The following is a 26,381-nucleotide window of genomic DNA, read 5'->3' on the forward strand; positions in this document are numbered from 1 at the left end:
ATACCCAGATCTTTAGAGTGCCGATCTGCGGAACCACGATTCCGCGTATCGGTTGCCGGAAGGAACAGATACGAGATATGGCCAGCCTACAGGTTCTGCATGAGACGAAGGCTCTGACGGGAGATGCGGTGACACTGACGGTGTCGGAGCGTAAGGGCGATCGCAATGAGTCGCAGACAGTGTTGCGTGCGTGTGCGGTGTTGAAGGCGTTTCAGTATCCCGGCGAGGAACTGTCGCTGGGTGCGGTGATGGTACGGACGGGGTTGCCGAAGACGACGGTGTTCCGGTTGCTGCGCACGCTGGTGCATGGTGGGCTGGTAGAGCGCTCACACGGCAGCGTGTATCGAAGCCGCATCGGCCCGCTGGACCGGCGTCCGTTCCGCATCGGCTTTGCCGCGCAGGGAGACTTTGAGTTTTCCAATGAAGTGCTGAAGGGCCTGGAGAAGGCGGCGGCGCGTGAGCATGTGCAGCTCATTACGGTGGACAACCGCTACAGCGCGCGAGAGGCCGTACGCAATGCCGAGATCCTGATCAAGGAGAACGTCGACCTGGTGCTGGAGTTCCAGACCTATGAACGGATCGCCCCGATGGTGGCGTCGAAGTTTGTGGAGTCGAATACGCCGGTGATCGCGATCGAGATACCTCATCCGGGCGCGAACTTTTTTGGTGCGAACAACTACAAAGCAGGGTTGATTGGCGGCAAGGCGCTGGGGCGTTGGGCACGCGAGGCCTGGGGGGGCAACGCAGAACGCATCGTGCTGCTGGAGCTGCCGATTGCCGGAAGCCTGGTGGAGCTGCGTGGCACCGGCATGATCGATGGCCTGCGCGCAGAGCTGCCACAGGCGGCCAATCTGCCGATGATCCGGCTGAATGGGCGCGGCGATTACGAAGAGGTGCTGGATGTGCTGCGGCAGTATCTGCGGCGTGCACCGGCGCGCAGAACGTTGGTGTGCGCGGTGAACGACATCTGCGCGCTGGCCGCGGTACGAGCATTTGAAGACGCGGGCCGCAGCGAGCAGGTCGCGGTGATGGGGCAGAATGCGACCTCCGACGCGCGCGCCGAGCTGCGCAGGCCGGGCACGCGGCTGGTGGGCTCCGTAGCGTACTTTCCGGAGCGCTACGGCGATGAGCTGATTCCGCTAGCGTTGAGCATATTGCGCAAGAAGCCGGTGCCGTCGACGGTGTTCATCAAGCACCAGTTGATTACGCCGCGCAATGTGGACCTGGTGTATCCGCTAGATGTGAACAGCGCGCGCAGTGTGATGCTGCAGTAAGGGCAGCAGCGCGGCTAACGGCTGGTGAAGACATAGTGGCCGGGCGCGCCGAGGTGCACGATGGCGCGAGTGCCGTTTTCAGCCGGTGTGCTCGCGTGGGCCTCGCCGTTGACGAGCACGGATGCGCCCGCACGCGCTAACGGTACGGAGACGTTCGCGTGCACGCCTTCGGGGATATCGATTGCAGTCTGTGGCGCATTGCCGCCGCGGATGTCGACCTTCAGCAGGCCATGTGGTGTAGGCTCTGCGCCGCGCGCCCACTGCAGACCGATGAGGTCAGGGCGGATATCAACCTCGCTGAAGCCCGCGCCGCGTGCGTTGATGCCGAGCACCTGCTCCATAAGCCACGGTGTTGCGCCGCTGGACCAGCCGTGCGCGAGGCTGACGAAGTAGCCGGAGCGGCCGTCGGCCTGCAGCGAGGCATGGAAATCATCCTTGAACCAGTCGGGATCGTAGGCCTCCCAGAAGCTGGTGGCGCCTTCGTCGACCATGCCTCCCCAATACTGCTTGATCCAGTCGAGCGCGTCCTTGCGGTGGCCGACCTGCGCCATCGCGCTGATGACGTAGTAGTTGTAGTAGGGCGTGACGACGAGCCCGTTGTAGCGCACGTGGCCGACGTGCGAGAGGACGTTGTTCCAGATGGCAGGATACTCAGACGGATCGGCTGCGCCGGAGACGACGGCGGCGGCGTTCGACTGCCAGCGTGGACCGAAGGTGCCGGTGGCGGGATCGAGCAGATACTTCTGCGCTCCTGCTTTGATCTGCTCTGCGCGTTGCGCGTAGTGGTCGGCGTTGGCGGTGTCACCGAGCTCGCGCAGCATCCATACGGCCTGGCTGTAGGCGTTGTAGAACTCGAGCGTGGTGGCGCGGCGCGTCTCCGGTGTGTCGCCGCTGAACTCCGGCGACCAATCGACGTAGAGCCATACGTGGGTCTTGTTCGCGTAAACGCTGTGCTCGTCGAACTCCTTGTCTACATAGGCGAGCAGTTGCAACATGCGCGCGCGCTCTTTTTCGAGGAATGCCTTCGAGCCTGTCTCGCGATAGTACTGTGCGACGCCGGTGAACCAGAACGCGGAGTAGCCCGGGATGCCGTTGACATGCTCCTTCACCGGCGCGGGGCCAAGCAGACGGTCGAGTGTGTCTTCCATCAGGAAGTGATCGTCGAAGACGTCTTCAATGGTGCGGCCCATCACATCGGTGTCGCCCATCCAGCGGCCGCGGTCGCGCTTGGGCGAGTCCCACACGGAGTCCTGCATGCAGAGGTGCGCGGTGTAGGCGCCGACCTCCCAGATGCGGTTGAGCATCGGGTCGGAGGACTCGAACGAGCCTTGGTATTTGACGGGGTAGAAGATGTCGTCGACGGCGATGGACTTGAAGCGCAGCTCAGGGCCGCCGCCGATGAAGGAGATCTTCGCGTAGCGGAACGAGCTCTTGGGGCCGTGTGCGGTCTGGTGTGGTGCAACGTAGAGCAGGTCGATGCCGAGGTATGGTGACTTCATCATCTCGTCGTAGGACTCGCCGTACTGCACGGTGACCTGCGCGGGTGCGGCGGAGTCGGAGACGAGTTCGAGCCGACCGGTGAGCTCGCGGCCGAAGTCGAGGATGATGTTGGGAGCCTGCTGTGTGGGCAGGTGTGTTGCGGAGAGATGGACTGCGAATTCGTTCGGCGTGCTGTTTGTGAGTGCGGTGAGGTTGTCGATGTGGCCGCTGGCCTCTGTTGACGAGAGCACCGCGTGGGGCATGATGTGGCGATGCGCGAGGAACGGCGAGATGCCGTCATAACCGGGCCAGTCGTAGAGGCCGGCGTCGGCGTTCCACTGGAAGAGATCGAGCGTGCTTTCGATGCTGCCGAGTGCATGCACGTGCGGCCAGGCGCTGTCGTCAAAGCTGGCTGTCTGCCAGCCCTCGCCAGCTTGTGTAGTGCTCTTCCAGCTTGCGTCTGTCATCATGAGCGGCTTTGCCAGGATGCCTTGCGCTTCAGGAAGAATCTTTGCGACGAGCACTTCACCGAAGGTCTGTTGCATCACGAGCGCGCTGTTGGAGTCACTGTTGATGCCACGCCCGCGAACGACTTTGAGCGCAAGCACGTTCGCGCCAGGTTTGAGCACAGAGGCAACAGGCATCGCGAAGACGTGCACGCCGAGCGGTTGCGTGATGTCGCTCTCAAAGCTGCCGATGTGCTGGCCGTTCAGGTAGACATTTGCGGATCGTGGGCCGGCGATGTAGAGCGTGGCCTGTGCTGGCACATGCTCGACGCGGAAGGACACGCGAAAGTAATGCGGCGCGTTCTCCACTGCGTGCGCAGGGCGGACGTAGCCCTGCTCGCCCGAGGTGTTTTCGGTGTGGCTGCTTGCTGTCCAGATGTACTGCTCGGGTAGTGGCTGGTGCGCGGTGCGCTCAAGCGTGGCGCCGGTGGCGTCGCGTACCGGATCGAGAGGCTCCGATTGCATGTTGGCCTGTGCCGATGCTGTGAGATGGCCGAAGACGCCGAGTGCAAGTGTGCAGGGCAGCAGATAGCGAAAGTGCTGGAGTCGAATGCGCATAGGGAGGTCATCTCGAAGGGTTCTCGCCTGTTCGGAAGACGTGCTGCAGGCCGTTCCCGTTTATACGCGGCTCCGGCCAAGATCGCAACGTCGTTCGCGCCTGCCTAGACAGAAGAACGCGCCCATCAGCGGCTGATGGGCGCGTGCAGTACATGCGACGGTCAGTGGTTAGAACAGGACCTTGACGCTGAGTTGAATCTGTCGGCTGGTGTTCGCGGTCGCAGAGATCACACCTGGAGATCCGAATGAGGCTACGGTGTTCTGGTTCGCAGTCGTTCCCTGCGTTGGGCCCGCCGAGTACACGACCTCGTTGGGCAGCTGCAGGTTGGTGTGGTTGAGTACGTTGAAGAACTCCGCACGAAACTGCGCGTGGACGCGTTCGGTCAGTACGGTTGACTTCAATAGGGAGACATCCCAGTCCGCATAACCCGGCCCGACTAGACCGTCGCGGCCCGCATTGCCCACGGTGCCGTAGGCCGGTGCAGAAAAGGCGTTGGGGTTGAAGTACTGTGCTGCGCGCTGTGCCGTGCCTCCTCCTGGATAGAGCCTGCCTGAGAAGTTGGGGTTCACATCTGGACGAACAGGGTTGCGTGAGTCTCCGGAGCCGGTGGGGTTGTAGCCAAGCTGCGGAGAGAATGGAAACCCGCTGAAGATGTTTGCGATGGTCGAGAACGACCAACCGGAGACGAACGACTCGGTGGTGCGGCCTGCATTAGCGAAGAACGATTTGCCGCTTCCGAAGGGAAGCTCATAGGTCGCGTTGATCGCAGCGGAGTTTCGAATATCGGTGGCCGCCGGGCCGTAGTCGAGATGGGGAAGCGAAGGCACGGAGACAAAGGCCGGAGTGTTGGACGAAACAGAGGTGTTCCAGGCAGAGCCATCGTCGAGGTTCTTGGACCATGTGTAGTTCGCGCGCAACAGCAGTCCGCGCGCAGGGCCATTTCGTACATCGCTCTTCAGGTCGAGGATGAGTGCGTTGTAGTTGCCACTACCGCCGCTCCACCAGGAGGTTGTGTTGGCGACTGCCGGGTTGGCCTTCGTCGTGGTTGGGTAGTAGATCGTTCCGTTTGTGAGCACTTGATATGCCGGCTCATTCAGGTCGCCGTTCAGAATCTGGTGGTAGCTATGCGAACCGTTGTAGCCCACGGAGAATGTTGTGCCCGGCGCGAGCTGCTGCTCGATCTTCAGGTCGTAGGCAAGCAGCGTCGGCGTGCGGATGCCTGTATCAACAGTGGAAGGCGAGACCTGCGGCGAGCCGCTCGTTGGGTTCGCCACGGTCGTGCTGGAGTAGGAGTACACAGTGTTGTAAGGCGCAGCCTGATCGAGCCGGTAGTCCAGCGCGTCCAGCAGCGAGTGATGCAAGCCGGCACCTGCGGTTACGCTCGTGCGGCCGTTGCCAAAGACGTTCCATGCGACGCCGAGGCGGGGCTCGGGTAGAAACAGTGCGTGGTTATCGGTGATGGCATTCTGCTGGATGCTTGGCGTCGAGCTGATGACACCGTTCGTAAAGGTGTAGACACCTGCGCGACCCTGGGACTCGCTCCAACCGGTTGAGCTCTCGCTGCGGAAGCCAGCACGTACCTCAAGCCGTGGCGTGATGTGGTAGGTGTCTTCGAGGAAGGCGTTGACAAAGAGCGTGCGCCATCCGAGTTCTGTCGTCTGCGGCGCGTAGGTGAAAGTCTTGATGGTGCCGGCGAGGAAGGTGCTGAGTGAAGCGAAGGACGCCTGCCCGTACTGGTCCTGCGCCAGGTTGTCGTTCGACTGCAGCCGCTGCACCCACACGCCACCCTGAATCGTGTGCTTACCCACTGTGTAGTATGCGTGATCGTCAAACGTGAGCAGGTTGCGCGTGATCGTGTTGTTTGCTCCTACGTTGGCTCCTGCAGTTGTGATGGAGGACGCGCCGTTCGACGCGGTCGATCCGGCGATCACCACAGCATACGTCGGCACGCCCGGCCGCACACTCGGTGCAAGCGCCTGCTGTGCGGCGGGGACATAGCCATCGAAGGCGAAGCTGGCGCGCGAGTAACCGAACCGTGCCACGTTTACGGCCTTCGCAAAGATGTGTTGCTCCTGCACGCTCGCCACCTGCTCACGGAGCGCCTCATTCACATAAGAATAGGGGTCGGCCGAAGGCGAGATCGCCGTTGAATCGTCCACCGTGTACACGGCAAAGAGATTGTCCGTGGGGCTGATCGTTTGATCGAAGCGCGCTGTGCCAAAGTCTTCGCGGATGTGCTGCGGCGCGGTGCCGATCCACTCGGCGATGCCAGTGGACGCACCGTTGGTGGTTACCTCAGGTCCGTTCGCGATAGGCCAGAGATTCAGCAACGGCTGCACACTGGCAACGGCCTTCGCGCGTGATGCGGCATCCGGTACCAGCGTCACCAGGCTCTCGCCCAGGTTCTGCCTGTAGCCTTCATAGTTGCCGAAGAGAAAGAGCTTGTCCTTGCGCAGCGGTCCACCAAGAGCAGCGCCATAGTTGTTACGCTGAAACTCGGGGATGCGTGCACCGTCAAAGTAGTTGCGCGCGTCGAAGAAGCTGTTGCGTGCAAACTCGTAGACATCGCCATGCAGCTGATTGGTGCCGCTTGTGGTGACGATGGAGATCTGCGCGCCGTCGCGTTTGCCGTACGCGGCCGAGTAGGTGTCGCTCTCCACATTGAACTCGTGGATGCCGTCGATGCCGAGCAACTGTCCGGAGGTGCCGCCCGGCGTCACGTTGATCAGCGAGGCTCCGGTGTACTCAATGCCATTCAGCAGGAAGAGATTGTCCTGAGGTCTGCGCCCAGACACGGAGAACATGCTGCCGACCGATGAGTTTGAAGTACCCGTCCCGCCACTGCGCTGGTTGGTCGTGTTCACCGTGCCGGGGTTGAGCGTGATCAATTGGTCGTAGCTGCGCCCGTTCAGCGGCAACTCCTTTACCTGTCGAGAATTGACGAGGCCTGCAGTTTGTTCCGTTGTAGTGTTCACTGACGACTGCGTCTCCTGCACGGTGATCGTAGCTGAGCCCGCCGCCTGCAGCCGCAATGTCAGCTCCAGCGTCTGCCCAATCGTCAGCGTCACACCTGCATTCTTGTATTGCGAAAAACCCTGCGCGTCGGCCTCTACTGTGTAGTTGCCAACAGGCTCCGACGGTGCAGAGAACTCGCCGTCATTGTTGGTCTTCAAGTTGCGGACGGCCCCGGTGTCATCGTTGCGTACCTGCACCTGTGCTGCGGGAATCACGGCGCCGGTCGCGTCAACCACGCGGCCTGAGATGGTGCCGCCCACCACCTGGGCTTGCGATCCGGCTGAGATTAGCAGTGCGAGTGCGACGAGTCGGGTCTTGCTTACGATCTTCAAAATCATCTCCTGGTGTGGCATGGCTGTGAGAGGCAATAGGCTGAAGCTGCTGGTGCTTCGTAGCGGGAAGTTGTGCGGGAGTGGCGCGGGAGCAACAGAAAAACCCACGCGCCGTATGTGGCTTCTGCGTGGGTTCTATCGCTCTTATGTTGTTTCGTCAGACTGAGAGAATCAGTTCTGAAGCATCATTGCGAGCCTTACACCGACGCAGCCGTCATCGCATTGCGACAAACGCAACAGCGGCAACAGGCGGTCTGGATAAAGGCCAACACGGTCTTCAGAACATAACGGGAATGCATCTTCGAGTCAACTCCACTGCCGCGAACGATTGACAAATAAGGCCCTATCCTCCATCCTTAACAGAGATGGTTATGCACCGTACCCCCGCTTGCCTCACCTGCTGCAGCTGTTGCTGTCAGGCGTGTTCCTGCGGGTGCGCATGTTGTCGATAGGCTCTTAGCCAGTCCAACACGCAAGAAACAAGCACCCACTCCGAACCGGCGAGTGGGTTTTCTTTTTCTCACTCGCAGATCACTAATCAGAAGGAACCAGCCAACCGCATGAGCGTTTCGACGATCTCCGAGCCACACCTACACAGCGCGGCCATCACGTCTGCGCGTCTTTCGCACCTCAAGCTGCTTGAGGCCGAGAGCATCCACATCTTCCGTGAGGTCGCGGCTGAGTTCCAGAAGCCGGTCATGCTCTACTCCATCGGCAAGGACTCCTCGGTGATGCTGCGTCTTGCGCAGAAGGCTTTCTTCCCCGGCACCATCCCGTTCCCGCTGCTGCATATCGACACCGGCTACAAGTTCCACGAGATGCTCACCTTCCGCGACAACCTTGCGCGCGAGCTGAACCTCGATCTCCGCGTCTGGCGCAATGAAGAGGCGATTGCCGACGGCGCAAACCCGGTTGCGCTGGGCACGCAGCGCTGCTGCGCTCTGCTCAAGACACAGGCGCTGCTTGATGGCCTGCGCGATGGTGGCTACGATGCAGCGTTTGGCGGTGCGCGCCGCGACGAAGAGAAGTCCCGCGCGAAGGAACGCATCTTCAGCTTCCGCGACAAGGCCGGCCAGTGGGACCCGAAGAACCAGCGGCCAGAGGTCTGGAACCTCTATAACGCCCGCATCTCGCCTGGCGAGAGCATTCGCGTCTTCCCGCTCAGCAACTGGACGGAGCTCGACATCTGGCACTACATCCTGTTGGAAGATATTCCGATCGTGCCGCTCTACTACGCGAAGCCGCGCCGCATGATCGTTCGCGGCGATTCGCTCATTCCGGTCGAGCAGGCGTTCGTGAAGTCGCTACCTGGTGAAGAGCAGTGGGTCAACTCACGGCTGCGCTCGCTGGGCTGCAGCCCCTGCACTGGCGCTATCCGTTCCGATGCGGACACGATCCCGAAGATCATCGCGGAGCTCGTCGGCTTCCGCACCTCCGAGCGCGCGAACCGCGTCATCGACCACGACACCGATGGCTCCATGGAGATCAAAAAACGCGAGGGCTACTTCTAAATGTCATTCAACGAATCCCTCCTCGAACCGGAGACGAACAACATCAGCACCTTCGCTATCGAAGAGTTTCTCGCGGCAGAAGAGGCTAAGGACCTGCTGCGCTTCTCTACCGCAGGTTCGGTGGACGACGGGAAGTCCACGCTCATCGGCCGTCTGCTCTATGACTCGCGCAACGTCTACGAGGACCAGGTCCGCGCCGTGACCGGCAAGCAGATCGGCGCTGGGTCCGGGGAAGGACGCGCAACCATCGACTTCGCGCTGCTTACCGACGGCCTGCGCGCCGAGCGCGAGCAGGGCATCACCATCGACGTCGCCTACCGCTACTTCGCCACGCAACGCCGCAAGTTCATCATCGCGGACACACCCGGCCACGAGCAGTACACGCGCAATATGGCCACCGGCGCTTCCACTGCGGACCTCGCCATCATCCTCATTGATGCGCGTAAGGGCATTCTCACGCAGTCGCGTCGCCATGCGTATATTGCGTCGCTGCTCGGCATCAGGCACCTCGTCGCGGCGGTCAACAAGATGGACCTCGTTAACTTCTCCGAGGATGTCTACCGCACCATCGAGCGCGACTTCGCAGAGTTGGTGAAGCAGTACGGCAACGCGTCGCTCACAACGATCCCGGTCAGCGCACTCGATGGCGACAACGTCGTCGAGCGCAGCACGCGCACGCCGTGGTACGCCGGCCCATCGTTGCTCGAACACCTTGAGCAAGTGCCCGTTTGGACAGATGCGGCAGGGCAGCCATTCCGCATGGCCGTGCAGCGCGTCATCCGGCCAGACCAGCACTATCGCGGTTTCGCAGGACAGATTGCTTCCGGCACGCTACGTCCCGGCGACACTATCGTTGCACTGCCCTCGGGCCGCACCAGCCGCGTCACGGCCATCACTACCTTCGACGGCGACCTCGCCGAAGCGACCGCGCCGCTCTCCATCGCCTTTACGCTCGAAGATGAGCTCGATATCAGTCGCGGCGACATCATCACGACACCCGGCTCACAGCCGCAGCAGGCAACAGCGCTTGAGGCATCACTCGTCTGGTTCGACGCGAACAAGCTCGAGACACACCATCCGTACCTGCTAAAGCATGGCTCGGCCACAGTGCCTGCGCGCGTCACTCGCGTGCAGTACCGCACCAACATCCACACGCTGGCTGAAGAAGCAGTTCACTCGCTCGGCATGAACGATGTCGGCACTGTGGAGCTTGAACTCACGCGTTCACTCTTCTTCGATGCGTATACGCAGAACCGCGCCACCGGCAGCTTCATCCTCATCGACCCGCACACCAATGCGACGCTTGCTGCCGGCATGATTCGTCGTGGTCTTGAGACAGAGCAGGGAAGCGCTCCAACACACGCGTCTGCGCTTGTCGTCTTCACCGCCGCGTCTACGCTGCCCATCGCGGAGGTCGAACACCAACTCCTCGAACAAGGTGCTCTCGTTGTCCGGACCGCAGTGCTTGCGGAGAAGACACTTCGTGCTCTGCTCGCGCTCGGCCTCATCGTCCTTGTTGAAGGCGACGTCCCCGCGCAGACGCTCGCCGCTCTCGCAGAGTTCAACACGCTTGAAGCGCGCACCTTCGTTACACCAGAAGAGGTCGTCGCTCAGAGCCTCAGGAGACCTGCATGAGCGAAACTTTGACGTCACTCACGACCTCTGAGAAGGTCGCTGCTGTCGAGCAGCTCGTCGCGGCGGAGATCGCCGCCGCCACGGGCCCTATCGCGTTCACGAACAGCTTTCAGGCCGAGGACATGGTGCTGCTCCACATCGTGCAACAGCGGCTGCCGGACGTTCCAGTGCTCTTCCTCGAAACCGGTTACCACTTCGCCGAGGTCCTTGAGTACCGCGACCGCATGGCACGAGAGTGGCAGATGAATCTCATCAATATCTTTCCCGCGATCACGGTCGCGCAGCAGGAGTCGCAGTTCGGCATCCTCAATCAGTCCGATCCCACGCGCTGCTGCGGTCTGCGGAAGGTGCAACCGCTCTTTGCTGCGTTGGAAAGCTACGCCGTCTGGTTCACTGGCTTGCGTCGCGAGCAGGCTAAGAGCCGCGCTGCACTCAAAGAGATCGATGACTTTCCGCTGCCTTCAGGTCGGAGCATTCGCAAGCTTTCGCCGCTGACAGAATGGTCGGCGAAAGACGTCTGGACCTACGCGGCACAGCACAACATTCCACTGCTTAGCCTCTACGACAAGGGGTATACCAGCATCGGCTGCGAGCCTTGCACGTCACTCCCCCTCGATCCTAACGATCCTCGCTCGGGCCGCTGGGGCGGCCAGAAGCTTGAGTGCGGCATCCACCTTCCCAGTTCGTCCGACGAAGCGCAGCGTTCACCGCAGCAATAAGAAAGCCTGGTCATGGATTACCTCATCGGATTTCTCATCGCCGTCGTCATCGCGCTTACGGGCGTCGGTGCAGGCGTGATCACAGCTCCGCTGCTGATCCTGTTCATGCATGTGCCGCTGGAGATCGCGGTCTCAACGGCGCTTGCCTACTCGGCAATCGTTAAGCTCATCGTGGTGCCGGTGCAGGTGGTGCGCCGCCAGGTGAACTATCGTGTGCTGGGCTGGATGCTCCTTGGTGGTTTACCTGGTGTCGTCATCGGCTCGCTCTTTTTCAAGCGTGTTGCGCACAGCGGCCCGCGCGGTGTGCTGTACTTCGCACTAGGCGCCATCATCATCTTCACGTCGGGCTGGCACATCTATCGCCACTTCCGCCCTGCGGGAATTTCACGTCCCAACGAAGACCGCTCCAAGCTCATAGGTCTTATCATGCTGCCGATCGGGGCAGAGGTCGGTTTCTCGTCGTCGGGTGCTGGCGCGCTCGGCACCGTTGCGTTGTTGAGCATGACGAACCTCACCGCGCCGCAGGTTGTGGGCACGGATCTCGCGTTTGGTCTCGTCATCGCGCTCGTCGGCAGCGGCGTGCACATGATCGGCGGCCAGTATGCCACGGCCATCCTCATCAAGATGGCGATCGGCGGCGTTCTCGGCGGCATCCTCGCCTCGAGCTTCGCACCGAAGATTCCTAACCGCACCCTGCGACTCGCGCTCAGCCTGTGGCTAACCGTCATCGGCATCCAGTTCTGCTACAACGCCGTCTCTAAGTCGGAGAGGGCGAAGGCAAAGCCTGCCGCGAGCAGCACGGTGCTCGCAGCTCGCAAGAGCGGTGACACCTCAAATCACAACTGAGCTAGTGGATACCGAAGTTCGCCTGGATCTTCTCAAGCGTCTGCCCCTTCGTCTCGGGGTAGATGAAGAGCACGACCAGGAACATCACTGCCATCATTCCCGCAAAGAAGACGAACGGCGCTGCGTGAGAGTGCGCTGCGATCAGTGGAAACGCCTGCGCAATGATTGCGTTCATCACCCAGTGTGACGACGAGCCCAGGCTCTGTCCCTTCGAACGCACGCGTGAGGGAAAGACCTCGGAGATATAGACCCAGATCACTGCGCCCTGGCTCAGCGCGAAGAACGTGATGAACATCATCAGCAGCCACATCAGCAGCGCCTGGTGCGTGTTGGTATAGAACACCGCGGCAACGCCGCCGAGAGCAATGACCATGCCTGCCGCGCCGATCATCAGCAGCGTCTTGCGGCCTAGCTTGTCGATCAGGCTCATGCCCAGCAGCGTTGCTACGAGGTTCACCAGCCCGATTGCCACACTCTGCAGCGCAGCCGAGGTCGCTCCAAAGCCCGCTGCCGCGAAGATCGAGTTCAGGTAGTAAAGAATCGCGTTGATGCCTGAGAGTTGATTGAACATACCCACCGTCACGGCGAGAAAGATCGGCAGCGCGTACTTGCGCTGAAACAACGGCTCGTCGTGAACACCTTCTTCCAGATGCACGGACGCGATGATCTCCTGCAGCTCTTCTTCCGAGTTCGGAGAGCCCATCAGCCGCAGCACGTCGAGCGCCTCGTCCGTCTGGTTCGTCGTCACCAACCAGCGCGAGCTGCGCGGGATGCCGTATAGCATCACGAGGAACAGCAGCGACGGTATGATCGCGACGCCAAACTCCCAGCGCCATTGGTGGTCGCCCAGGTGCATCGTCGTGATGATGAAGTTCGACAGATAGGCCAACAGGATGCCAACCACGATGTTGATCTGGAACATGCCCACCATGCGGCCACGATACTTCGCCGGCGCCAGCTCCGCGATGTACACCGGGCCCAGCACACTTGAACCGCCGATGCCCAGCCCGCCGATGAAGCGCGCCACCATCAGCACATCCCAGTTCCACGCGAACGCGCAGCCGATGGACGACAGCAGATAGAGCAGCGCCATCACGCGCAGCGCCTCGCGCCCGCCGATCTTCTGCCCCAGTACGCCGGAGGTCATCGCGCCGATGATCGTGCCGATGAGCCCGATGGAGACCGTGAGCCCCAGCGTCGTCGGCGTCAGGTGGAAGATGTCGGTGAGTTGCTGCGTTGTTCCTGCGATTACGGCGGTGTCGAAGCCGAAGAGCAGCCCACCCAGCGCCCCGACGACGGTGGCTTTCAGTAGATATTTGTTCAACTCGTTCTCCGTTTCAAAAGGCCCGTCGCGATTCAAACACTGACAGCATCTTACTGTCCAGATACTGGATGCTCACATGTATGGATCGGCGTGTGCCTGCAGTAGGCCGTCATCGACGTCATGCGCTGGCCACCTGCGTGGCGCCGCACGACTGCCGTACCACCACGTGCCCGCTCAGCAGAACGGACCGCGCCGGCAGCAGCGGGTTCGCAATCCGGTCCAACATCGTTGCCACTGCGGCCGCGCCAATCTGCAGACACGGCTGGTGGAGCGTCGTTAGTGGCACCGGCAGTAGCTCCGCGTAGGTCACATCATCGAAGCCGGCGATGCGCAGGTCCTGTGGTACGCGCACACCCAGCGTATGCAGGCTGCGCATCAGCCGCGCAGCCGTGTAATCGTTCGCGCACAGCAGTGCATCGAAGTGCTCGCGCTCCAGCGCATTGGCGATCGCTGTCGTATCGGAGGGCTCCGCCCGCACCACGCGCGACGGCGGCAACGACAGCCCATGCGCAAACAGCGCCTCGCGACAGCCCGCAATGCGGTCGTCCACCGTCTCCGCCGAGCCCTCACGCGCGAAGAAACCGATCCGCTTCGCCCCGGCATGGATCAGGTGCTCAGCCATCACGTAACCGGCCCGTCGATTATCCAGCCCTACAATGTCATGCTCACAGCGTGCCGGGTACTCCAGCACGCAGCGGTCCAACAGCACCACAGGGATGCGCGCCGCCTTCAGCACCTTCAGTATGCGCCGGTTCACCAGGTCGCGCCGCGGTCCGAACTCCAGCGGCGCAAAGAATACGCCTGAAACCTGCTGGTCAATATACTGCTGGCAAAGCTGCTCCGCTTCCACGTCCTTGTGTGTCGTCGCCGTAGCGGAGTGGCCCCACGCCAGCGACCAGCTCTGTCCACCCGCGCCCGCGGGGGCACCCGTCATTCCTTTACAGATCGGCTCAAAGATCTCCGTCTGTCCTAGGTCCGGGATGATTAGCCCGAAGACCGCCTTCTGTCCGCGCGGAACGTCCGCGGCATAGGTGCCAGAGCCCGCGCGGCGTACCAGCAGTCCTTCCTGCTGCAACTGCTGCACGGCCTTTACGGCGGTCATGCGGCTCACGCCGAACCGGCGCACCAGTTCTGCCTCGCTCGGCAGCCGGCCTCCGTGGCGATACTGTCCGGAGGTGATCCCTGTCCGCAGGCTGTCCACAATCTGCCTGTACTTCGGCTGGTTCTTGTCGACTGCCTTCTGTGGCGGTTCGCTGAAACTAGCCTTTTGAAACTCTTCGGTCAACATAAGCGTTCAGGCCTCCTGCACTATGCAGCTTTTCGTGGTTTAGAGCGCGCGATAATAGTACAACTTGACCTATACAAATGTAGACAGCATTTTGGAAAAACGGCATAGTCATTTTGACCATCTATCAAGCCCGCAATTTGGCTCTGTCTGTGGGGAATCTCTTCTAAAACAAGAGTTTCAAGCACGAAGAGTAGATGATGAAGGCAATCGTCTTGATGCTGCTCGTTGTCTATCTGCCAACTGCACGGCGTTCAGGACTAGTCAGCTCGAGCGCTCTCGATAGTCTGCGCGGACGGCTTTACCGTTACCGATGTGCGGTGAGCGGCTGCAGCTTGACGTATCCTCTCCGGCAGTCCCATGCTGTTTTTATCCCGATCCGGCAGCGCTGCTCCACGTTCGGCTGGGTGTCTCTTGCCTTGGCATCGTCCTCTTTGTCCGTAGGTCGTTGGCGGCGAACCACAACGGTCATCCGCATCGCAACAGGCCATGCATGGGCAGGCTGTATAACAAACCCGATGGCCCCTGCCATCCTCACCCGCACAAAGCACCCAGGCTCCAGGAGTACCCGATGTCCGTCGTTCGCTCGTCTCTCAGCCGCCGCCGTTTCTGTCTTGCGGGTGGCTCCGCAGCCCTCGCCGCCATCGGCCCCGGCAAACTCTTCGCCAGCCCTCATAAGGTAGCTGTCAATGTGGCCGCGATCGACCGCTCACGCATCCTTCGTGCCGCCAATGGGTATCTCAACGCCGAGCCCGTCACTATCACCACCTCGCACAGCACGCGCAGCGCCGGCGGCCTGCATGACTACTTCTCCGAGGGCGACTACTGGTGGCCCGACCCCAAACACCCCGGCGGCCCCTATATCCGCCAGGACGGCTTCTCCAACCCGGACAACTTCAACGCGCATCGCGAGGCCCTCATCCGCCTCAGCCTCATCGTGCCCGCGCTTACCGCCGCGTGGAAGCTTACCCGCCAGCGCCGCTACGCCGAGCAGGCCGCCGCACACCTTCGCGCCTGGTTCATTGATCCGGCCTCGCGCATGAACCCCAACCTGCAGTACGCGCAGGCCATCTTCGGCATCACCAAGGGCCGCGGCATCGGCATCATCGACACCATCCACCTCGTCGAGCCGGCGCGTGCAGCGCACTTCCTCGTCGATTCCGATGTCTTCACCCTCGATGAGCAGGTCAAGCTGCAGGGCTGGTTCTCGGACTATCTGCACTGGCTCACCACCACAAAGAACGGCGCCGACGAGCGCGATGCGAAGAACAACCACGGCAGCTGCTGGGTCATGCAGGTCGCCGAGTTCGCCCGCTTCACCGGCGACGCCTCGCTGCAGCAGTACTGCCGCGACCGCTTCCGTACCGTACTCATCCCCAACCAGGTCGCTGCCAACGGCAGTCTCCCGCTGGAGGCCGCACGCACCAAGCCCTACAGCTACTCCCTCTTCGATCTCGACATCCTCGCGACTATCGCGCAGATCCTCTCCACGCCGCAGGACGATCTCTTCACCTTCCAGCTCCCCGATGGCCGCGGCCTTCGCAAGGCCGTTGCGTACATGGAGCCCTTCATCGCCGACAAGAAGTTCTGGCCGTACCCCCACGACGTCGAGTACTTCGACGATCTGCCCGTGCGTCAGCCCAGCCTGCTCTTCGGCGGCCTCGCGTACAACGACCCGCAGTATATCGCGCTCTGGAAGACCCTCAACCCCGACCCCAAGGTCCCCGAGATCATCCGCAACTATCCCATCCGCCAGCCGATGCTCTGGGTCTAGCGTCGCCATCGTGCAATAAAAACGCCGCGCCCGCCTCATCAGCGAACGCGGCGTCTTCGTCTTCGCGATTACTTCTTCATCTTGTCGATCTCGCTCCCCGCCAGCAGGAACCCGCCCACGCCGTACACGTAGCTCGACGATGCCGTGAACGAGTCCGGCGCCGCGCCGATCGGCTGGATCGCGCCCAGCCGCCCGTCCGCATAGATGTGCGAAACCATCCCTGCCCAACCCTTCGCGATCACCGGCTTGTACACCTTGGCATCCAGCAGTCCATGGTTTACGCCCCAGGTCATCGCATAGGTATAGAACGCCGTGCCGGAGATCTCCCCCGCCGAGTAGCTCTCCGGATCGAGCAGCCCCGTCCGCCACACGCCGTCCGGGGGCTGCAACGAAGCGATCTTCGCGGCCATCGCCTTGAACTCGGCCTCGTACTTCGGACGCGTCGGGTAGTCTTTCGGCATCAGCTCCAGCACCTGTGCCAGCCCTGCGAGCACCCAGCCATTGCCGCGCGACCAGAACAGCGGCTTGCTGTTCTTCTCCGTCTTGTGCAGAAAGGTCTCATCGCGGAAGTACAGGTCCTCCTGCTTGTCGTAGAGCACGTCATAGGTCTCCCACCACTCCTTGTCCATGGTGTCCAGATACTTCCTGTCGCCCGTAATCTTCGACATCCGCGCCAGCACCGGCGGGGCCATGTAGAGCGCATCGCACCACCACCACAGCAGCTTCTTCGGGTCGTCCTGCCGCGCCACCAGCCGGTCCAGGGTCTCCTTCGTCGCAGCGATCTTCACCGGCTCCGGCTTCTGCTGGTAGAGCTCCAGGTACGCCCGTCCCAGGGCCATGTCGTCGGCGTGGGGAAAGCGGTCTTCGAGCAGCTTCCAGTCGAAGCCCTCGGCCATCTTCACCACAGCTTCCTCGGAGGCCGGGTCTTTAGCTGCGTGCGACTCCATCAGAAGCCCCTCATACAGTGGCGCGTAGGTCCACTGCTGGTTGAACTTTTTTTGTGCATATGAAATCTGCCACTTGGCCACTTTTTTCATCGCCGCGTCGACATCCTTGCGGTCGAGCTTGCTCGAAACGTCCGTTGCCAGCGGCCCCGGATCGGCCGGCGAATCGCCCGCCGCTTCTTTCTCCGTCACCGATTTCGACTTCGTCACGCCTGCCTGCGCCCACGCGCCCGTGCTGACCACTGCAGCCATCAGGCCCACCGCACTCCAACGAACCCATTGCCTCACGTCAACCCTCCAGTTAGAACATCTTCCGTGCAAAACTCTTTGACAATACACTGCGCAAGCGACTATACCAGTTTTACTCTGTTAGTAGCATCCTCAAACAATATGGCCTGCGTCCTCGGCCACTGCAAGCAAAGGCGACCGCTCTTCTCATGACCGCACTCTCCCGCCGCCAGTTTCTCTCCCGCTCCGCAGGCGCCGCCCTAGCCGTCGCGTTGCCCGTCGCACCCGCGTGGTCGCGTTCACTCGCAGGCCTCTCCGCCGACCAGTCCGCCGACGCCACCATGCAACGTCTCACCGGCCACTGGGAGTACTTCCAGGGCCCGCTCGACGACACATGGGAGGTCTGGAACAAGGGCGAGATCGCCGTCTGGCAGCCCATCAGCCTGCCGCACTGCTTCAACCACTACGACGCCTGCGACCCCGACACGCCCGCCTACCGCGGAGAAGGTTGGTATCGCACGCACCTCACGCTGGCGAACCCCCACACCAACGGCCGCACGCTGCTGCACTTCGGTGGGGCAGGGCAGACCACCGATGTTTACCTCGGCGACCAGCATCTGGCGCAGCACGTCGGCGGCTACGACGAGTTCGTCGTCGACATCACCGAAGCCGCGGCGAAGTCCGCCTCCACACCCGCAGCCAAGGGCGAACCCGCCGGCCTCCGCCTCGCCGTCCGCTGCAACAACAGCCACGACGTCGAGCGGATGCCCTCGGACCTTTCGGACTTCACGCTCTACGGCGGCCTCTACCGCCACGCCACTCTGGTCTACCTGCCGGCGCTCTCCGTCGAAGCCATCCACGCGCACGTCGAGTTAGCCGACGCACACGCGCCTGCAAAGATCACTCTCACCGGCCGCCTCTACAACCCCGCCAGCCTCGCCACCGACGACGCCAAACTAACGCTCGACCTCCTCGACCCAGGTGGCAAGGTCATTGCCAGCAAACAGATCGCATGGCACGAAGCGCAGGCCTCCAGCACTGCCTTCACCGGCGAGCGCGACCTCGCCACCTTCGCGCTCTCGAAGCCCGAGCTCTGGTCGCCCGCCTCGCCGCAGCTCTACCAATGCCGCATCACGCTCACTTCCGCCTCGGGCACGCACAGTCTCACGGAGCGCTTCGGCGTCCGCCACATCGACTTCATCGTAGACGGCCCGTTCCACCTCAACGGCGAGCGCCTTCTGCTCCGCGGCACGCACCGTCATGAAGACCACGCAGGCTACGCCGCCGCCATCCCCGATGACATCACGCGGCAGGAGTTCCAGCTCATCAAAGAGGTCGGTGCGAACTTCATCCGTCTCGCTCACTACCAGCAATCGCGGCTCGTACTCGACCTCTGCGACGAGCTCGGCATCCTCGTATGGGAAGAAATTCCCTGGTGCCGCTCCGGCATCGCCGGCCCGCGCTGGCGGCAGATGGGCCGCGACAAGCTCCACAACATGATCGACCAGCACTTCAACCATCCGGCGGTCATCTTCTGGGGCCTCGGCAACGAGGACGACTGGCCCACCGAGTATCCCGATCTCGCGCAGACCGACAAGGACAATATCCGCACCTACATGTCCGAGCTCAACACACTCGCGCATCAGCTCGACAGCTCGCGCTACACCAGCTATCGCCGCTGCGACTTCGCGCGCGACATCCCCGACGTCTACTCGCCCTCCATCTGGGCCGGCTGGTACAGCGGTCGTTTCACCGAGTACCAGCAGTCGCTCGAAACCCAGCGCAAGCGCGTCAAACGCCTCATCCACATCGAGTGGGGCGCAGACAGCCACGCTCACCGCCACTCTGAAGACCCCGACCGCATCGTCGACCAGATCGCCACCGGCCACGGCACCGACGAGCGCGGCCTCGCCTACAAGAGCACCGGCGGCGATGCGCGCGTCTCCCGCGACGGTGACTGGTCCGAGACCTACGCCTGCAACCTCTTCGACTGGACGCTCAAGGTGCAAGAGTCGACGCCCTGGCTCTCCGGCGCCGCGCAGTGGATCTTCAAAGACTTCACCACGCCGCTGCGCGTTGAAAACCCCGTCCCGCGCGTGAACCAGAAGGGCATGATCGAACGCGACATGACCCCCAAGGAGGGCTACTACGTCTTCCAGTCCTACTGGGCCCAGAAGCCGATGGTGCGCCTCTACGGCCACACCTGGCCTGTGCGCTGGGGCGCGGCGGATGAGAAGAAGCTCGTCAAGGTCTACTCCAACTGCCCGCAGGCTGAGGTCTTTCTCAACGGAGTCTCGCTCGGCACAAAACACCGCGACAGCCAGGACTACCCCTGCGCCGGCCTGCGCTGGCAGACAACCTTCAAGCCCGGCCGCAACCATCTCAAGGTCATTGCAAAGCCCGCCAGCGATGCGCCGATCACGGACGAGATCGAGTTCACCTACCAGACCGAGACATGGTCCGCGCCCGCACACTTCAAACTCGTCGAGAAGTCCAGCGACGCCTCCACCCTCACCGTGCTCGCCACGCTGCACGACGCTAACGGCGTCCTCTGCCTCGATGCAAAGAACGAGGTCCGCTTCACTCTTTCCGGTGATGGCACGCTCATCGACAACCGCGGCACCTCCACCGGCTCACGCGTCGTGCAGCTCTACAACGGTCGAGCGGAGATCACGCTCCAGCGGGGCGCAGGCGAAAGCGGCATAGCCATCTCATCGCAGGGACTGCCCACGGCCCTGTTGACGCTATCGGCAACCTGAGAACGATACCTCGAAATCCTCGGTTGATATTGTTCAATAGATAGACAAAATCAACCAAAATGATGTAACCATTATCTACCCGGAAGGACGGTCAACTGCTTACATCGAAAGGCTGTTGACTGTATGGCAATCACATTCACCCCATGACCCCAACAGACGCAGGTCCACACACGCTACGTTTCAACGGCAACCTTCTTCGTCACGCAACGCAACTTGCAACCCCGGGTCCCTTGCGGAGGTCTGCCGATGCAGCGATTTAGTTTCAACCGCACGCAAACGGCCTCCAACAAGACGCCGCGCAGGATCAACCGCAACCTGATCTTCAACCTCATCCGCACCAAGCAGCCCATCTCGCGTGCGGACCTCGCGCGTGTCTCGGGCCTGCAGCGCAGCACCATCTCGCTCATCGTCGAAGACCTCATCGCCGAAGGCTGGATCGTCGAAGGCGCAGTCGGCCATCTGCCTCGCGGCCGCCGGCCCACGTTTCTTGAGATCAACTCCCGCCGCGCTATCATCGCACTCGACATTCATCCTTCGCAGACGACCATCGCCGTCACCGACCTTGCCGGCCGCATCATCACGCAGCAGATCGTGCTCGTGCCCGATGGCGCCACCAAGGCGCTCAACGCCATCGTCAACGCCATCCGCAAGCTGCTCGCCGCGCATGAGGACCTCTCCTTCGACGGCATCGGCATCAGCCTCCCCGGCCGTGCTGACCTCAACCTGCAGAAGCTCATCTTCGCGCCCAACCTCAACTGGCCTGTGCTCAGCCTCAAGTCCAAGATGGAGCGCGCCACCGGCCTCCGCGTCAAGATGGACAACGTCGCCAACGCCTGCGCGCTCTCCGAGGTCTGGTTCGGTTCGTCGGACGGCCTGCACGACCTCGTCGTCGTCAACGTCTCGGAGGGCATCGGCACCGGCATCTTCGCCAACGGCCAGCTGCTGCGTGGCGAAAGCGGCCTCGCTGGCGAGTTCGGCCACGTGCAGCTCGATGCCGACGGCCCCCAGTGCGCCTGCGGCAACCGCGGCTGCTGGGAGGTCCTGGCCTCCAACCGCGCTGCCGTCGCCGCCTACGCGCAGCTCACCGGCACGCAGCCCATCACCTTTGATGCGCTGCTCAAACTTTCGCAGAAGGGCGACAAGCATGCCATCACCGCGCTCACCCGCATGGCGGAGAACCTTGGCCGGGGCATCCGCACCATCTGCGTCGCACTCGCGCCCAAAGAGATCGTCGTCGTCGGCGACATCACCACGGTCTGGCACAGCTTCGGCAGTATTATCGAGGCGCAGATGAAGAAGAACGCCTTCACCAAGCCACCTATCCTGCGCCCTGCTTATGACGGCGCGACAGCCCGTCTCCGTAGCGCGGTCGCCCTGGTGCTCGGCGACGACTCTATCTCCTCAGACCAGTAAAGGCGCGCCTCATACAATAAAGGTGCAACACAAAACCCGGCCGAGGCCGGGTTTTGTTGTTTGTTGACCAGGAGCGAAAGGCTGCTACCACCCGCCTCCCAGCGCGTTGTACAGTTGCACCAGCGCTTGCGCTTCCTGCTGCTGCGCGGTCGCCAGCGAAAGCTGGGCGTTGTACAGAGTGGTGTCGTTGGTCAGCACCTCGAGATAGCTGGTGGCGCCAGCCTGGTACCGCATTCGCGCCAGCCGCACCGCATCGGCAGAGGAGGCAACCAGCTTCTCCTGCTGGTCACGGTACTCGCGCGACTTGGAGTAAGCGACCAGGGCATTCGAGACATCGCGAAACGCTCCCGCGATCGTCTGCTGGTAGGTATCGAGAAGCTCCTTGTCCTTGGCCTGCGCCTCGCGGTAGTTGTTACGGATTCTGCCGGCATCGAAGATTGGTTCCGTGGCCGAGCCAGCCACGTAGTACAGGATATTGCTGCCATCGAAGATCTTCTTGAACTGCGAGCTCGATGTGCCGCCGTCGCCAGTGATGGAAAGGGAAGGGTAGAACTGCGCTCGAGCCACGCCAATGTTGGCATTGGCCTGGATCAGCAGCTCTTCGGCGCGGCGAACATCCGGCCGCCGTTCGAGCAGGTCCGAGGGCAGGCCGACAGGAATCTCGACAGGATGTGCCGCCTTCGCAAGGATGTCAGGCGAAGCCGTGACATCGCGGAGGATCGGCCCTGGATTGCGGCCGAGCAGCAGGCCGAGATTGTTTTCAGTCTGCGCGATCTGCTGTTCGAGCGTAGGTATCTCTGCCTGCGCGGTGTAGTAGAGCTCCTCTGCCTGGCGAACATCGGCAAGCGTCCCGCCGCCACCCTGCTCCAGAGTGGTGGTCAGCGCGAGCGACTGCTTGCGAGCGGCGATGGTCTGGCGCGTCACCGCCAGCTGAGCGTCGAGCGAGCGCAACTGGTAGTAGTCGGTGGCGATCTCGTCGATCAGCGTGGAGTACGTGGTCTGCTGGGCCCACTGTGTGGCGCGATACTCGGCCCGCTGTGCTTCGGTCATGCGGCGATACTGGCCCCAGAAATCGAGGTTCCAGGCGGCAGAAGCGGTGAGACCACCGGAGTAGATATTCGAGCGGGCATTGTTGTTGGAGTTGCTGCTGCCGCCGTTGTTGTTATTGTTGTTGCCGAATCCGCTGAGCAGCCCGCCTGGCAAAGAGATCGCGTCATAGCTCGCTCCGCCGGAGAGTGTTGGGAACTCACCTGCGCGCGTAACGCCAACCGCGGCCTTCTCTTCGAGCACGCGGTCCGCGGCGATCTTCACGTCGTAGTTGTTCTTCAGCGCCTCGGTGATGAGGGCTTGCAACACGGGATCGGTGAAGATGGTGTTCCACTTCTCCGCGCCAAGTGGCGTCCCGTTGTTGGCGGCGGCCGAAACATCCGGCGCCAGCGCGCCACGATACTCTGCCGGCGTGTTGACGACTGGCTGTTTGTAGTTGGGTCCGACCTTGCAGCCCACAAGCGTGGTCGCCAGGGCTGCGCCGATGGTGAGGAGCGATAAGCGTCTCAAGAGTGACCTCCGTCCGTGGTGTCGTTCTTTTGGTGTGGCGTGCCATAGCGGTCGCCGCGTGGCGGGCCAGCGTCGTGGTCGGAGTCGAGGCTTGCGTTGTGTGCTTTGCTGAACTTCTGTGCTACACGCTCTGCGAGCGAGAAGGTCGTCGGCACCAGGAAGACGGCGAGCATTGTCGCGGCCAACATGCCTCCGATGACAACGGTTCCCAGGATCTGGCGCGAGACGCCGCCGGCGCCGGTAGCGAACCATAGCGGAACGCATCCCAGGATGAACGCAAAGGCGGTCATGATGATGGGACGGAAGCGGAGCCGGGCAGCACCCATCGCAGCCTGGAAGATGGTCTCACCCTTCTGGTACTCGTCCTTGGCGAATTCGACGATGAGGATGGCGTTCTTCGCGGAAAGGCCGATCAGCATGACGAGACCGATCTGCGCGTACACATCGTTCTCAAGATGCCGGCCGTAAAGAGCGAGATACGCTCCCAGGATGGCGACCGGTGTGCTGAGCAGCACACCGAAGGGCAGCGACCAGCTCTCATACTGCGCTGCCAGGATGAGGAAGCAAAGCACGATGGAGATGGCGTAAACGACCCATGCGGGCACGCTCTCCTGGGCCTTCTTTTCCTGGAAGCTCAGGCCGGTGTAGTCCATGCCCATGCCTTTAGGCATCGTCTCGGCGAACGTCTTTTCAAGGTAAGCCATCACCTGTCCAGAACTCACGCCCGGCGGCGCGACGATCGTGATGCTCGCAGCCTCATACTCGTTGTAGCGCGTGGTGAACTCCGGGCCTGTTGTACGCCGCACCGTGGTGAGCGCCGAGAGCGGCACGCGGTTGCCGTTGGCAGCCGTTACATAGAACTGGCCGATGTTGTTGATGTTTGTGCGCGAGTCGCCTTCAGCCTCCACGTAAGTCTGCCATTGGCGGCCGAAGCGGTTGAAGTAGTTCACAAGGCTCCCGCCCATGAACGCCTGCATGGTGGTGTAGACGTCAGACAGGCTCACCTGCTGCTGCGCTACTTTCTCGCGGTCCACGTCCACGTAGAGCTGTGGCACGGCAGGATAGTAGGTCGGGATTGCTGCTGCGATGATCTGGTGGTTCTTCGAGATAGCACCGAGATACTTGTAAACGTTCTGCGTCAGGAACTGTGGATCGTTGTTGCCGGAACGGTCTTCCAGCACCATCGAAACGCCGCCCGAAGTGCCAAGTCCGGCGATGGCCGGGGGTGCAAACGAGAACGCAATGCCCTGCTTGATGCCGCCGAGCGCCTTGGAAAGATTCGCCTCGATGACATCGAACTGCTCATCCTTGCTCTTGCGCTGGTCCCAGTCCTTGAGCGTCACAAAGTAGAAGGCGTTGTATGTGGACTGCGTCTGTGACAGGAGGCTGAAGCCCACGACGGAGATGACGCTCTGCACGCCCGGCACCTTGTGCAGCGCAGCTTCCACGTCGGCCGAGGCCGCGGTGGTGCGTTGCAGCGACGCTCCTTCAGGAAGCTGCAGGTTCACGAAGGCGTAGCCCTGGTCTTCCGTCGGCAGGAAGCCCCCTGGCAGCTGTTTGCCAACGAGCAGGACCAGCGCGCTCACACCGATAATGATGAACACGACGACAAACGACTTGCGCACCAGCCAGCCTGAACCGCTGACGTAGCCATTGGTCACGCGGCCAAAGAGATTGTTGAAGCCGCTGAAGAACTTCTGCAGCAGGCCCTTCTTCTCCGACCTCGGCTTCAGCAGCAGGGCGCACAGCGCTGGGCTGAGCGTAAGCGCGTTGAAGGCCGAGAAGATCACCGAGATCGCGATCGTAACGGCGAACTGTTGGTACAGGCGGCCCGTGATGCCCGGGATGAATGCCGTAGGAATGAACACCGCCGACAGGATGAGCGCGATGGCGATGACCGGGCTGGCCACCTGCTCCATGGCGGCGTAGCTGGCATCGACCGGGCTCATGCCCTCTTCGATATGGTGCTCCACGGCTTCGACCACGACGATCGCGTCGTCGACGACGAGGCCGATGGCGAGCACCAGGCCGAACAGGGACAGAGTGTTGATCGAGAAGCCCAGTATCGGGAAGACGATAAAGGTACCAATCAACGACACGGGCACGGCCAGCAACGGGATGAGCGTAGCGCGCCATCCCTGCAGGAAGATGAACACCACCAGGATCACGAGCGCGAGCGCGATGAAGAGCGTGACGATGATCTCGTGGATGCCTGCGTTCACAGCCTTGGTCGTATCCAGCGGCACGCTGGCGATGATGTCCGGCGGAAAGCTCTGTTGCAGCGTTGCAAGTTCAGCGCGCACGTTCTTCGCTGTCTGCACGGCGTTGGAACCGGGCAGTTGATACACAGCCAGCACCGCAGCAGGCTTGCCATTGAAGCGGCCATTCAGGTTGTAGGTCTGCGAGCCAAGCTCGATGCGGGCGACATCGCGCAGATGCAGCACGGAGCCATCGGGGTTCGAACGCAGGATGATGTCGCCGAACTGCTTCTCGGTGACCAGGCGTCCCTGCGTGAGGACGGTGTAGGTCATCTCCTGGCCGGAAGGCACGGGCTCCCCGCCGATCTGGCCGGACGGGTTCACGTTGTTCTGCGTGGCAAGCGCGGCAGTGATCTCAGGCACGGTAACGCCCAGCTTGGCGAGTTGGTCAGGCTTCACCCAGACGCGCAGTGCATAGGGGCCCGCGCCAAAGACCTGCACGCGCGACACGCCCTTGACGCGCGTGATGGCATCCACCAGGTTGATGTTCGCGTAGTTGGCAAGGAAGATGCCATCGTAGGTGGAGTTTGGCGACGACACGGACAGCAGCATCAACGGTGAGGTCAGCGCCTTGTTCACCGTCAGGCCGGCGACCTGCACGATCGACGGCAGCTGCGATTGCGCCTGCGAGACACGCAGTTGCGAAAGGATCTGGTCGGTGTCCGGATTGGTGGCAACGTCGAAGTCGACCGTCAGCTGCGTCAAGCCGTTACTGGCGTTGGTGGACTCCATGTAGTTCATGTTGTCCACACCGTTCATCTGCTGCTCAATCGGCGTGGCCACGGCCTGTTCCAGCGTCTTCGCGTCGGCGCCGGGATACGTGGCCTGGACAAGAATCTCAGGTGGAACGATGTTCGGAAACTGCGCGGTGGGCAGGCTGAGCATCGAAACGAAGCCGCCGATCACCATAAGGATCGCAATCACCATGGCCACGATGGGCCGGCGAATAAAAAACTTCGACAT

15 protein-coding genes are annotated in these 26,381 nt (G+C 61.9%); 8 read left to right on the top strand and 7 right to left on the bottom strand.

Features of this window, described 5'->3' with window-relative positions; all coding sequences use genetic code 11:
• Positions 1–77 precede the first annotated feature (77 nt).
• Positions 78–1,274 (top strand): substrate-binding domain-containing protein, encoded by a 1,197-nt coding sequence (locus GOB94_RS12625; protein ID WP_182276251.1) that lies wholly within the window; start codon positions 78–80, stop codon positions 1,272–1,274.
• A 14-nt stretch (positions 1,275–1,288) separates the two neighbouring features.
• Here the strand turns inward: GOB94_RS12625 and GOB94_RS12630 are convergent, their stop codons facing one another.
• Positions 1,289–3,817 carry an alpha-L-rhamnosidase C-terminal domain-containing protein gene (locus tag GOB94_RS12630; RefSeq protein WP_182276252.1) on the bottom strand — a complete coding sequence of 843 codons (2,529 nt, stop codon included), beginning with the start codon at positions 3,815–3,817 and terminating at the stop codon, positions 1,289–1,291.
• A 168-nt stretch (positions 3,818–3,985) separates the two neighbouring features.
• The gene (locus tag GOB94_RS12635) at positions 3,986–7,165 is read right to left on the bottom strand and encodes a carboxypeptidase-like regulatory domain-containing protein (protein ID WP_346265623.1); all 3,180 of its coding nucleotides are present in this window, start codon (positions 7,163–7,165) and stop codon (positions 3,986–3,988) included.
• Positions 7,166–7,725: 560 nt separating this feature from the next.
• Here GOB94_RS12635 and cysD point away from each other — a divergent pair.
• The 4 genes from cysD to GOB94_RS12655 are packed head-to-tail and all read left to right on the top strand — an operon-like array spanning position 7,726 to position 11,876.
• A complete protein-coding gene (cysD, locus tag GOB94_RS12640; RefSeq protein ID WP_182276253.1) occupies positions 7,726–8,676 on the top strand; it encodes a sulfate adenylyltransferase subunit CysD in 951 nt (316 codons plus the stop codon).
• The gene (gene cysN / locus GOB94_RS12645; RefSeq protein WP_182276254.1) at positions 8,677–10,311 is read left to right on the top strand and encodes a sulfate adenylyltransferase subunit CysN; all 1,635 of its coding nucleotides are present in this window, start codon (positions 8,677–8,679) and stop codon (positions 10,309–10,311) included.
• Positions 10,308–11,030, top strand: coding sequence for a phosphoadenylyl-sulfate reductase (locus tag GOB94_RS12650; protein WP_182276255.1), 723 nt, complete (start codon positions 10,308–10,310; stop codon positions 11,028–11,030). The genes cysN and GOB94_RS12650 overlap by 4 nt, the downstream gene beginning before the upstream one ends.
• Positions 11,031–11,042: 12 nt before the next feature.
• Positions 11,043–11,876: a sulfite exporter TauE/SafE family protein gene (locus tag GOB94_RS12655; RefSeq protein WP_182276256.1), complete on the top strand. Its 834-nt coding sequence runs from the start codon at positions 11,043–11,045 to the stop codon at positions 11,874–11,876.
• Between the two features lies 1 nt (position 11,877).
• Here the strand turns inward: GOB94_RS12655 and GOB94_RS12660 are convergent, their stop codons facing one another.
• Both GOB94_RS12660 and GOB94_RS12665 read right to left on the bottom strand, forming a co-directional pair.
• Positions 11,878–13,200: a sugar porter family MFS transporter gene (locus GOB94_RS12660; protein WP_182276257.1), complete on the bottom strand. Its 1,323-nt coding sequence runs from the start codon at positions 13,198–13,200 to the stop codon at positions 11,878–11,880.
• Between the two features lie 118 nt (positions 13,201–13,318).
• Positions 13,319–14,488, bottom strand: a complete 1,170-nt coding sequence (locus tag GOB94_RS12665; RefSeq protein WP_182276258.1) for a GntR family transcriptional regulator — start codon at positions 14,486–14,488, stop codon at positions 13,319–13,321.
• Positions 14,489–15,056: 568 nt separating this feature from the next.
• Here GOB94_RS12665 and GOB94_RS12670 point away from each other — a divergent pair.
• Positions 15,057–16,259, top strand: coding sequence for an alginate lyase family protein (locus tag GOB94_RS12670; RefSeq protein WP_182276259.1), 1,203 nt, complete (start codon positions 15,057–15,059; stop codon positions 16,257–16,259).
• A 68-nt stretch (positions 16,260–16,327) separates the two neighbouring features.
• Here the strand turns inward: GOB94_RS12670 and GOB94_RS12675 are convergent, their stop codons facing one another.
• On the bottom strand, positions 16,328–17,455 hold the full coding sequence (locus GOB94_RS12675) for a glycoside hydrolase family 88 protein (protein WP_182276260.1): 1,128 nt from the start codon (positions 17,453–17,455) through the stop codon (positions 16,328–16,330).
• Positions 17,456–17,640: 185 nt separating this feature from the next.
• Here GOB94_RS12675 and GOB94_RS12680 point away from each other — a divergent pair, with 185 nt between their 5' ends.
• Entirely contained in the window at positions 17,641–20,190 is a 2,550-nt protein-coding gene (locus tag GOB94_RS12680) for a glycoside hydrolase family 2 TIM barrel-domain containing protein (protein ID WP_182276261.1), read from the top strand.
• Positions 20,191–20,436: 246 nt separating this feature from the next.
• Positions 20,437–21,603, top strand: a complete 1,167-nt coding sequence (locus GOB94_RS12685) for an ROK family transcriptional regulator (RefSeq protein ID WP_182276262.1) — start codon at positions 20,437–20,439, stop codon at positions 21,601–21,603.
• Positions 21,604–21,687: 84 nt separating this feature from the next.
• On the opposite strand, the gene GOB94_RS12690 is transcribed toward GOB94_RS12685, so the two are convergent.
• The gene (locus tag GOB94_RS12690; protein ID WP_182276263.1) at positions 21,688–23,160 is read right to left on the bottom strand and encodes an efflux transporter outer membrane subunit; all 1,473 of its coding nucleotides are present in this window, start codon (positions 23,158–23,160) and stop codon (positions 21,688–21,690) included.
• Positions 23,157–26,381, bottom strand: coding sequence for a multidrug efflux RND transporter permease subunit (locus GOB94_RS12695; RefSeq protein ID WP_182276264.1), 3,225 nt, complete (start codon positions 26,379–26,381; stop codon positions 23,157–23,159). The genes GOB94_RS12690 and GOB94_RS12695 overlap by 4 nt, the downstream gene beginning before the upstream one ends.

This window comes from Granulicella sp. 5B5 (genome assembly GCF_014083945.1).
Classification (GTDB): Bacteria; Acidobacteriota; Terriglobia; order Terriglobales; family Acidobacteriaceae; genus Granulicella.